Genomic DNA, 10,752 nt, shown 5'->3' with positions numbered 1-10,752 from the left:
GACATATTTAATGTCTTTCCAAATCTTCTAGGTCTTGTATAAAGCATAACAGCATTACTAAATACATCAGCTATTAATTGAGTTTTATCCACATAATAATAATCATTATCTATAACAGTCTTAAAATCTTCTATTCCTGTACTGATTTGTTTCATACTCATCATTCCTTTCCTGGTTTCATTATTATAACATGTTTAACGATGAAAGTCATTTTTACAATTTTTAATCCGACACATATTATATTGTAATCTTTTAAATAGTTCTTAATTGTTGAGTCTTAATGTAAAAGAGATATTTGCACCAAATAAGTAGAAAAACTATTATATAGTTGTTTGCTAAGGCTGATAGTAATATCATAGACATATTTAATATTATTGTAAACTTATAAAATGTTTTTTATCTAATTATTTATTGTTGATTGTGTACTAATAAATAAAATGCCAGGTAATTAAGAGTGTAACAAGAATGTTATTGAGATAAGCTATTTTAACATTAATATTATACTAAATAATATGTCTATTGTCTTTGATTGGTGTCAAGGATTAAAATAGTAATAAGTTTATTAAAAGATTAAAAAAGAATTGAGGAGATATAATATTTAAATGTGAATAAAGATAAATTATTTATTTTAAATGAAACAGAGTATTAAAATGTCACTAAATATTCTTGCTTTTTAAAAAAATATTATATATAATCTTTTTAATCCAAAGAACAAGCTTAAACAATTATATCTTTTTTTAGAGAGAATACGGGTGGTGAAAGTATTTAAAAGAAGATTGTGGGACACTTGGGAGGAGTTGCTTTGAAGTAAGTAGGAGTAAACGTATGTCGCGTTAAGACAAAAGAGCGTGTTGTAAAACACGAATTAAGGTGGTACCGCGTTGATTAACGTCCTTATTTTAAGGACGTTTTTATATTATAAAGGAGGAAAATAGAGATGATGTATAAAGCTGCTCGAGGAACAGTAGATATTTTGCCAGAACAAAGTGCTAAATGGCAAACATTAGAACAATTAATTAGAACTATTTGTGCTAATTATAATGTTAAAGAGGTAAGAACACCTGTTTTTGAACATACTGAATTATTTTGTCGTGCTGTTGGTGATACAACAGATGTAGTTAGTAAGGAAATGTATACTTTTGCTGATAAGAAAGGACGTTCAATGACTTTACGTCCTGAAGGGACAGCAGGTGTTGCTAGAGCATATGTAGAAAATAAAATGTTTTCTAATCCTGATAAAATTAGTAAACTTTATTATATTGGACCAATGTTTAGATATGAACGCCCGCAAAATGGACGACAACGACAATTTCACCAGTTTGGTGTAGAAATGATTGGTTATGAATCACCATATTTAGATGTTGAATGTATGACAATGGCAGTTACCCTTGTTGAAGCATTAGGATTAAAAGGAGTTAAGTTACATATCAATACACTTGGTGATAATGAAAGTCGTGATGCTTATCGTGAGGCTTTAAAAGCTCATTTTGAACCATATTTAGATGAATTATGTGGTGATTGTAAAAGTCGTTTTGAAACTAATCCATTAAGAATTTTAGATTGTAAAGTTGATCATGATCATCCAGCTATGACCAAGGCACCAAAAACAATCGACTATTTAAGTGGTTCAGCAAAACAGCATTTTGCTAAAGTGTGTGAATTGTTAGATGATTTGGAAATCGAATATGTAGTCGATACAAATTTAGTTCGTGGATTAGATTACTATTGTCATACAGTATTTGAGGTTATTTCTGATGATCCACGTTTAGGAGCTGGTTCAACAGTTGGCGGTGGTGGTCGCTACAATGGTTTAGTTCAAGAATTAGGTGGACCTGAAGCTCCTGGAGTTGGATTTGCCTTTGGAATGGAACGATTGTTAATTGCAATGGATGATGATTTAGAAGAAGCTGATGGATTGGATGTATATGTAATGCCTTTGGGTGATCAGGCTAAAGATTTAGCGGTTCAGATTACAGCAATGCTTCGTGCTAATGGATTTAGTGTTGATATGGATTATCAGGGGCGTTCTTTAAAAGCTCAATTTAAAACGGTTGATCGAATGAATAGTCATTTTGCAATGATTATTGGTGATCAGGAAGTAGTGGATGAAGTAGTTAATATTAAATGTACTCATTCTAAAACACAAGATGTGGTACCAATTGAAAATATTGTTGCTTATATTGAAAATCATATGGAGGGACATGTTCATGAATAGAACTCATAATAATGGTGAATTAAGAATTAATGATGTTAATAAAGTTGTTGAACTAAAAGGCTGGGTAGCTAAAAAAAGAAATCTAGGATCTTTAATTTTTATTGATTTAAGAGATCGTTATGGAATTACCCAAATTGTTTTAAATGAAGAAATGGAAGCTATAGGTAGAGAAATAAAAAATGAATATGTGTTACATGTAACTGGTAAAGTAATTGAACGTAGCTCTAAAAATCCTAATATGCCAACAGGAGATATAGAAATTGAAGCTATGCAAATTGATATTATTAATACTGCTAAAGTAACACCTATTTATACAACTGACGATACTGATGCAAGTGAAGATGCTAGAATGCAATATCGTTATTTAGATTTAAGAAGACCAGTAATGCAAAATAAAATTATTACACGTCATAAAATTACAAGCAGTATTCGTAATTTTTTAGATAAGCATGATTTTATTGATGTAGAGACTCCTTATTTGAATCGTTCAACACCTGAAGGAGCAAGAGATTTTTTAGTTCCTTCACGAGTTCATAATGGTTCTTTCTATGCTTTACCTCAATCACCACAATTGTTTAAACAACTATTGATGGTTTCTGGATTTGAACGTTATTATCAAATTGCTCGTTGTTTTAGAGATGAGGATCTACGTTTAGATAGACAGCCTGAATTCACTCAAGTCGATGTTGAAATGAGTTTTATGACAACTGATGAAATCATCACTATAGGAGAAGAATTATTAGCTCAAGTGATGAAAGATGTTAAAGGGATTGATCTTCAATTACCATTACCACGTATGACTTGGCATGAAGCAATGGAAAAATATGGTATTGATAAGCCAGATATTCGTTTTGGATTAGAATTAGTGAATTTGAATGAAATAGTAAAAGATGTTGAATTTATGGTTTTTAAAAGTGCATTAGAGGCTAATGGACATGTTAAGGGAATCAATGTTAAAGGAGAAGCTGATAATTTTTCTCGTAAAGCAATTGATAAATTAACAGATGTAGTTAAAACATATAAAGCTAAGGGATTAGCCTGGTTAAAAGTTAAAGATAGCAAAGGTGAAGGACCAATTGCAAAATTCTTTAATGATGAACAAATGACACGTTTATTGACTGCTATGGATGCTAGTGATAATGATTTATTATTATTTGTTAGTGATGCTAAATATAATGTTGTGTGTGATGCTTTAGCAGCATTGCGTAATTATTTGGGAAAAGAGTTAAAATTATTTAATAATGATGAATTTGCATTTTTATGGGTTGTTGATTTTCCAATGTTTGAATATGATGATGAAACAGAGCGTTATTATGCAGTACATCATCCATTTACTCGACCTAAAGACAGCGATATTGATAAAATAGAAAATGATCCAGCTAATTGTTTGGCAGATGCATATGATATTGTTTTAAATGGTTTTGAATTAGGTGGTGGATCACAAAGAATTTATGAACAAGACTTACAAGAACGAGCTTTTAAAGCATTAGGATTTACTCAAGAAAGAATAGATAGTCAATTTGGCTGGTTTGTTGAAGCTTTTCAATATGGAACACCACCACATGGAGGATTTGCATTGGGTCTTGATCGTCTAGCAATGTTACTTACTGGTAGTGAAAATATTCGTGAAGTCATTGCTTTTCCTAAAAATGCAAGTGCTGTTTGTCCAATGTCTAAAGCTCCAAGTAATGTTGATAATGCTCAATTAGAAGAATTAGGGATTGCGGTAATCGAAGATGAACAAAAGTAGAATTGATAAAGTAGTTGCTAATATGAAGGAAGCTAATTTAGATTATTTATTAATTAGTGAACCTTCATCTATTGATTACTTAATTGATTATGTTAATCATCCTGGTGAAAGATTATATGTTTTAATGATAGCTAGAAATGGACAGCATAAATTATTTTTTAATAAATTGTTTTTTGTTGAAAATGATTTAGGGATTGATATTATCTGGCATAGTGATACTGATGATGCAATACAAACGATTGTAGATAATCTTAATAATCCAAAGATGATCGGTGTTGATAAACATTGGACTGCTAATTTTTTACTTAGTTTAATGGATAAAATGCCAAATGTTAGATTTGTTAATGGTTCAAAATGTATTGATTATGTTCGAATGATAAAAGATGAAACAGAGCAGGCTTTGATGATTGAAGCAAGTCGAATTAATGACAAAGCTATGGATGAGGTAATTAATCAAGTGTCTTTAGGATTATCAGAGCTTGAAGCAGCAGATAAGTTAGGCAAAATTTATACACAATTAGGTGGTGATGGCAATAGCTTTGATGCAATCATTGCCTATGGTGCCAATGGAGCTAATCCTCATCATGAAAATGATAATAGCTGTTTATTACCTGGTGATAGTGTTATTATTGACATGGGATGTAAATATAAGGGTTATTGTTCTGATATGACTAGAACAGTTTTTTATCAGGAAGTTAGTGATGAAGCAAGGAATGTTTATGAATTAGTAAAAGCAGCTAATGAAGCAGCGGAAGCAATGATAAGACCTGGAGTTAAATTATGTGATATAGATAAAACTGCTCGTGATTTAATTACTGAAGCAGGTTATGGTAAAGAATTTAATCATCGTTTAGGTCATTTTATTGGAAAAGATGTTCATGAGTATGGAGATGTTTCAATAAATTTTGATTTGGAAGTTGAAGAAGGAATGATTTTTTCAATTGAACCAGGTATTTATCTACCAGGTAAATTTGGAGTAAGAATCGAAGATCTAGTAATGGTTACTAAGGATGGGTGTAAAGTATTAAATAGTTATCCTAAAGATTTAAAAGTAATTTAATGATTAAGAGAATAAATCTTAATCATTTTAATTGTCGATAAAAAATTATACTTTTTAAAATACGTTAAATACTTTTATCTTAATTTATGCTAAAATGGTGGAGTGAGGTGACAAAAATGTATTATTTTATAGGTATTAAGGGGTCAGGAATGGCACCGTTAGCGGAAATCCTTTATGAACTTGGTAATGAAGTATGTGGTAGTGATATAGATAAATATATTTTTATAGAAGAAGAATTAAGAAAAAGAAATATTCCAATTTATTCTTTTGATGCTGATAATATTAAGGATGGTTATACTGTTATTATAGGTAACGCTTTTAATGATGAACATGTAGAGGTTAAAGCTGCGTTAGCTAATCCAAATGTCAAGTGTTATCGATATTTTGAGTTTTTAGGTCAATTTATGGAAAAATTTGTTTCTATCAGTATTGCAGGTACTCATGGTAAAACCACAACAACAGGAATGGCTTATCATTTGTTTGAGGATTTTGATAAAACATCAGTTTTGATTGGTGATGGAACTGGTCATGCGGTTAAAGATAGTAAGTATTTTATTGCAGAGTCATGTGAATTTCAGGATCATTTTCTATATTATTATCCTAAATATGCTATTATTAATAATATTGAATTAGATCATGTTGATTATTTTGAGACATTAGAACGATATATTGAGTCATTTGAAAAATTTGCAAATCAAGTAAAAGATACAGTTATTGTTTGGGGCGATGATCCAAATATTAAAAAAATTAATTTTGAAAAAAGAGTTATGAGATTTGGTCTAAATGACTATAATGACGTTAGGGCGGTAAATATAATAGAAAATAATTTAGGTTTTTCTTTTGATGTTTATATTCATAATGAATTATTTGGACATTTCAATTTGCCATTCTTTGGTATGCATATGTTATATAATTCACTAGCTATTATTACACTTGGTTATTTAGAAAACATGAGTAGTGAATATATTCAAAATAGATTGGCAACTTTTGAAGGTACAAAACGCCGCTATAGTGTTACTGAAGTGGGTAATAATGTTTACGTTGATGATTATGCGCATCATCCAACTGCAATTAAATATGTAATAGAGGCCACTAGGGTCAAATATCCTAGCAAAAAAATTGTTGCAATATTTAAACCAGATCGTTTTTCTCGAGGCGCTCGATTTGCAGTTCAATTTGCACAGGCGATGGATTTAGCTGATTATCCATATTTTTGTCCTTTCCCTGAAAATGCTGTAAAAGAAGACGGTATTGATATTGATATATATGATATTGCTAAAAATTTACCGAGAGCAAAAGTTATTGGAGAAGATCAAGAAGCAGCTGAAGAGTTAGCCAAATATGATGATGTAGTTTTCTTATTTATGTCAAGTAAAGATATATATAAACTTGAAGAAAAAGTTATCACGATAAAAAAATCTATATAAGTATTAAAAGTTGTGATATAATATTTTTTAGAAAGTCGAGGTAAAATTATGACTGCTATAGATGTTTGTTACTGTGTTTTGATTTTATCAGGAGCTTTTGCATTAGTTTGTTTAGGAATTCTTTTGCTTCGTAGCTCAACAACAGTAAAACAAGTTGGTAACACAGTAGAAATGGCTCAAAGTACAATTGATAAAGCAGAAAAAATTATGGATGATGTAACTTATAAATTGGATCTTTTAAATGCACCAGTTGAATCAATTGCTCGTTTTTTTGATCCGAATCGACCTAAGTTTAATCCGATTAGTGCTATTATTAGTTTGTTTAGAAAGAAATTTTAGAAAGGTGAAATTGTTATGAAAATTGGAAGATTTATAGCTGGTATTGGTATTGGTACAGTAATTGGGATGTTGTTAGCTCCTAAAAAAGGTAGCGAATTAAGAGATGATCTTAAGGAAAAATCTCAAGAATTATATGATAAGGCTCAAAATATGACCAAAGAAGATTTTGAGGATTTAATCAATAATACGATTGAAGACATTAAACTTGCAATCGATGAATTTGATGTTGAGGAATTTAAAGAATCAACAGGTACAAAATTAACAGAGGTAAAAGCGAAATTAGAACAATTAGCCAACTCTGTTAAATCAAGTGATGAATATGCAAACTTTAAGGCATCGGTTGTTAAAGTTGGCAGTGATTTAACAAATAAGTTAGATGAAATTAAAATGAAAATTCAAGACAAAGATTTTGATGCAATAAAAGAATTAGATGATGCAATGGATGATATTGAAGATGAGCTGGATGTCATCATTGAAGATTTAAAAGATTAATGAAGAAAGTTACTATTTATGATGTTGCAAGAGAAGCAGGTGTTTCTCTTGCAACAGTTTCTCGAGTAATCAACGGTTCAAATGTTGTTCGGGAAAAAACTAAACAAAAAGTCTTGGATGTTATTGAACGCTTGGATTTTAAACCAAATGATATTGCTAGAGGATTGGCGACTAGTAAAACTACTACTATTGCAATTGTATTTCCACAGTCATTATTTGCTCATGTAAAGGATATGATTGGTGGGATTGGAGATACTGGTAGACACTTAGATTATAATATCAATATGTATACCACTGATGATATCGGTGATGAAAATACGGTTGCTGATGTTACTGAGCGTTTAGTTAAATCACGAGTAGATGGAGTTATCTTATTTAATAATGATAATATTGATGAAACTATCGATTCAATTGTTAAATATAATTTGCCAATTGTAGTTATTGGTAAGAAGATTTCTGGTGAAAATATCGGTTCTATATATATTGATGTTAAAAAAGCAGCTGAAGAAATTGTTGATAAATATTTAGCAAATGGAAAAGATGATATTGTTTATATTTTGCCAAAGCAAAATTTAATTAAAAGTGATGAGATTATTGAAGGTATTAAAGATACATATAAAAAATATGATAAAGTTTTTACAACAAATCAGATTTTAACTAGCTCAAGCCATTATGAGAATACTTATCCTAATTTTGTTGAATATTTCAAAAAACATCGACATGATTTAGTGTTTTGTGGATATGATAAAGATGGTGTAGCAGTGATTAATGCAGCTCAGGAAAATGGAATCAGTATTCCAGAAGAAATGGAAGTTGTGGGAATGTTAAATACTAGTTATTCAATAATGTGTAAACCAACATTATCTTCAATGAATGTGCCTGTTTATGATATGGGAGCGCTTGCAGTGCGTTTATTAACAAAGTTTTTACATGATGAAAAAATTGATTCTAAAGAAATTGCTGTACAATATATGTTTATTAAACGAGATTCTACTAATGAATAGATATTATTTTCTATTCATTTTATTATATTGATAAAATGTCTATTATTTATAGTGAAAAAGAATAATATGAGGTAATTAAGATAAAGTTGTTTTCTGGTATGTTGACTTATTAAAAAATATAGCATATAATTCTATTACGACGTTGAAAGAAAATAGTAATCAAAATAGGCATTTAAGAGACCTTGTGGCTGGTGAAAACAAGGATGTACTACTGATGAATACACTCTGGAGTTTCTAGATGAAAAGTCTAGACGGGTAATTCCGTTATTGGTTTTATGAGAGCATGTGCAAACATGAATAAAGGTGGTACCGCGAGATTTCGTCCTTTTAGGATGGAGTCTCTTTTTATTTTATAGATGGAGGATAAGAGATGAAAATTTATGATGAATTAGTATGGCGTGGATTAATTAAGGATGTTAGTTCACCTGATTTAGAAGAAAAGTTAAATGATGGGGGAATGACCTTCTATATTGGAACTGATCCAACTGGTGATAGTTTGCATATTGGGCATTTTTCATCATTTTTAATATCAAAACGATTAAAAGAAGCAGGTCATAATCCTATTTTATTAGTTGGTGGTGCAACAGGATTAATTGGAGACCCTAAACCTGATACAGAAAGACCAATGATTACTAAAGAAACAGTAGAGCATAATTTTGCATGTTTAAAAAAACAAGCTCAAGATTTATTCGGTTTTGAAGTAGTAAATAACTACGATTGGTCAAAAGATTTAAATTTTATTGATTTTTTAAGAGATTATGGTAAGTATTTTAATGTTAATTATATGTTAAATAAAGATATTGTTAAACGTCGTTTAGATGCTGGAATTACATATACAGAATTTTCTTATATGATTATGCAGGCAATGGATTTTGAATGGCTATATAACAATAAAAACTGTGTGATGCAGGTTGCTGGTCAAGATCAGTGGGGGAATATTACTGCTGGTATTGAGTTGATTCGGAAAAAAGATGGTAAAGAAGCTTATGGGTTTACAATGCCTTTATTGACAAAGAGTGATGGTACAAAATTTGGTAAAACTAATGGTAAAGCTATCTGGTTAGATAAAGAAAAAACATCTCCATATGAGATGTATCAGTTCTTTATTAATTCTGAAGATGATAAAGTAATTGATTATTTAAAGTTCTTAACATTCTTAACACCTGAAGAAATTATGGAATTAGAAGAAAAGAATAAAACACAGCCACATTTAAGAGAAGCTCATCAAGCTTTAGCACGTGAAGTAATTACATTTTTACATGGTAAAGAAGCTTATGATGAAGCAGTGAATATTTCAAAAATGTTATTTTCCGGGCAAATTCAATCTTTAACTTTAGAGCAGGTTAAAGTATGTTTTGAAGGAGTACCTAGTGTAGAAGTAAAAGAAGATTTAAATATTTTAGATGCTTTAATTACTTGTGGAGGTGCTAAAAGTAAACGTGAGGCGAGAGAATTTGTGAATGGTGGTTCTATTTTAATTAACGGTGAAAGAATTAAAGATGTTGAGTTTATAGTAAGTAAAGCAAATGCTTTTGGGAGTGAAGCAACAGTAATTCGTCGTGGTAAGAAAAATTATTTTGTTATTAAACATGTTTAAAGTGGACATATGTCCACTTTTTTCACAGTTTATTCACATTTGTGAATTTATTTTTCTTTAGGTGTTTTTTTCCAAAGCATCGTATTTTTTTCATTAGTTAAACTAGTTAAAAGGTTACTTTTAGCTTGTGGATATTTTTTGTATAAATCATTTAACAAATGCTTGAATTCCTCACGTTTAGTGTGCTTATCAGCGGGGCAAGTAGAAGTTACAACAGGAACGCTAGCTTCTAGTACTGCTGAAACTATATCTGATTCATAAGCATAAACAAAAGGACGGATAAAATTCATTTCTGTTCTACTTAAATACATCTTAGGAGTAAAAGTTGCAATTTTGCCACCATAAACCATATTCATAAATAATGTTTCAACAGCATCATCACCATGATGTGCAAAAGCAACTTTATTACAACCATATTTTTTTGCTCCATCAATAACTAATGCTTTTTTAAATTTTGAACAAAGCGAACACTGTAATCTTCCATCATCAGTTTTATTTAGCTTGAGAATTTCATAAACATCACTAGGTTCATGATATAGTTCTATATTATTCTTTTTACAAAAGGTATCAACTTCACTAAAATCCATATTTGGAAAGCCCATCTCAATATGAACGCCAACTACATCAAACTTTACTCGAGCAAATTTTTTATAAAGTGATAAACAGTATAAAAGCAAGGTTGAGTCTTTCCCTCCAGATACACCAACACAAATTTTATCACCATCTTGAATTAAATCAAATTCTTCATCGGCTTTTCGAATACAGCCTAATACTTTTTTCATTGTCATTTTAATCACCATATTCTATTCTATCAAATTTATTAATATATGCAAAGATATTTGCATTTTATTGCAATCCTCTGTAAAAT

The 10,752-nt window shown here is 30.1% G+C and carries 10 protein-coding genes and 2 other annotated features; of the genes, 8 read left to right on the top strand and 2 right to left on the bottom strand.

Annotation, left to right across the window (positions count from 1 at the left end; all coding sequences use genetic code 11):
• The coding region (locus BMW96_RS01320) for an AAA family ATPase (protein WP_177165805.1) at positions 1–155 on the bottom strand (155 nt) is incomplete at its 3' end.
• A 543-nt stretch (positions 156–698) separates the two neighbouring features.
• Positions 699–899 (top strand) — a binding site (T-box leader).
• A gap of 38 nt (positions 900–937) precedes the next feature.
• Here BMW96_RS01320 and hisS point away from each other — a divergent pair.
• The 8 genes from hisS to tyrS all read left to right on the top strand — a co-directional run bounded on the left by hisS (position 938) and on the right by tyrS (position 9,884).
• On the top strand, positions 938–2,215 hold the full coding sequence (gene hisS / locus BMW96_RS01315) for a histidine--tRNA ligase (protein WP_092351706.1): 1,278 nt from the start codon (positions 938–940) through the stop codon (positions 2,213–2,215).
• Positions 2,208–3,965, top strand: coding sequence for an aspartate--tRNA ligase (gene aspS, locus BMW96_RS01310; protein ID WP_092351704.1), 1,758 nt, complete (start codon positions 2,208–2,210; stop codon positions 3,963–3,965). The genes hisS and aspS overlap by 8 nt, the downstream gene beginning before the upstream one ends.
• The gene (locus BMW96_RS01305; protein WP_092351701.1) at positions 3,952–5,025 is read left to right on the top strand and encodes a M24 family metallopeptidase; all 1,074 of its coding nucleotides are present in this window, start codon (positions 3,952–3,954) and stop codon (positions 5,023–5,025) included. Before aspS ends, BMW96_RS01305 begins: the two co-directional genes overlap by 14 nt.
• 116 nt (positions 5,026–5,141) lie before the next feature.
• Positions 5,142–6,452, top strand: a complete 1,311-nt coding sequence (locus BMW96_RS01300; RefSeq protein WP_092351699.1) for a UDP-N-acetylmuramate--L-alanine ligase — start codon at positions 5,142–5,144, stop codon at positions 6,450–6,452.
• A gap of 48 nt (positions 6,453–6,500) precedes the next feature.
• A complete protein-coding gene (locus BMW96_RS01295; protein ID WP_092351697.1) occupies positions 6,501–6,791 on the top strand; it encodes a DUF948 domain-containing protein in 291 nt (96 codons plus the stop codon).
• Between the two features lie 15 nt (positions 6,792–6,806).
• Entirely contained in the window at positions 6,807–7,283 is a 477-nt protein-coding gene (locus BMW96_RS01290; protein WP_092351695.1) for a YtxH domain-containing protein, read from the top strand.
• Entirely contained in the window at positions 7,283–8,287 is a 1,005-nt protein-coding gene (locus BMW96_RS01285; protein ID WP_092351693.1) for a LacI family DNA-binding transcriptional regulator, read from the top strand. Before BMW96_RS01290 ends, BMW96_RS01285 begins: the two co-directional genes overlap by 1 nt.
• 133 nt (positions 8,288–8,420) lie before the next feature.
• Positions 8,421–8,617 (top strand) — a binding site (T-box leader).
• 40 nt (positions 8,618–8,657) lie between these two features.
• Entirely contained in the window at positions 8,658–9,884 is a 1,227-nt protein-coding gene (tyrS, locus tag BMW96_RS01280; RefSeq protein ID WP_092351691.1) for a tyrosine--tRNA ligase, read from the top strand.
• A gap of 47 nt (positions 9,885–9,931) precedes the next feature.
• Here tyrS and BMW96_RS01275 read toward each other — a convergent pair whose 3' ends face one another.
• Positions 9,932–10,672, bottom strand: a complete 741-nt coding sequence (locus tag BMW96_RS01275; protein WP_177165804.1) for a PP-loop family protein — start codon at positions 10,670–10,672, stop codon at positions 9,932–9,934.
• Positions 10,673–10,752: the final 80 nt, after the last annotated feature.

This window comes from Thomasclavelia cocleata, assembly GCF_900102365.1.
In the GTDB taxonomy this organism is placed as follows: Bacteria; Bacillota_I; Bacilli_A; order Erysipelotrichales; family Coprobacillaceae; genus Thomasclavelia; species Thomasclavelia cocleata.
The sequence above is the reverse complement of the archived record's forward strand: the minus strand, read 5'-3'. Positions and strand labels throughout refer to the sequence as shown.

Excerpts from the sequence above, each read along its gene's own strand:
- hisS (WP_092351706.1), top strand. The coding sequence starts at position 938 with ATGATGTATAAAGCTGCTCGAGGAACAGTAGATATTTTGCCAGAACAA.
- aspS (WP_092351704.1), top strand. The coding sequence starts at position 2,208 with ATGAATAGAACTCATAATAATGGTGAATTAAGAATTAATGATGTTAAT.
- BMW96_RS01305 (WP_092351701.1), top strand. The coding sequence starts at position 3,952 with ATGAACAAAAGTAGAATTGATAAAGTAGTTGCTAATATGAAGGAAGCT.
- BMW96_RS01300 (WP_092351699.1), top strand. The coding sequence starts at position 5,142 with ATGTATTATTTTATAGGTATTAAGGGGTCAGGAATGGCACCGTTAGCG.
- BMW96_RS01295 (WP_092351697.1), top strand. The coding sequence starts at position 6,501 with ATGACTGCTATAGATGTTTGTTACTGTGTTTTGATTTTATCAGGAGCT.
- BMW96_RS01290 (WP_092351695.1), top strand. The coding sequence starts at position 6,807 with ATGAAAATTGGAAGATTTATAGCTGGTATTGGTATTGGTACAGTAATT.
- BMW96_RS01285 (WP_092351693.1), top strand. The coding sequence starts at position 7,283 with ATGAAGAAAGTTACTATTTATGATGTTGCAAGAGAAGCAGGTGTTTCT.
- tyrS (WP_092351691.1), top strand. The coding sequence starts at position 8,658 with ATGAAAATTTATGATGAATTAGTATGGCGTGGATTAATTAAGGATGTT.
- BMW96_RS01275 (WP_177165804.1), bottom strand. The coding sequence starts at position 10,672 with ATGACAATGAAAAAAGTATTAGGCTGTATTCGAAAAGCCGATGAAGAA.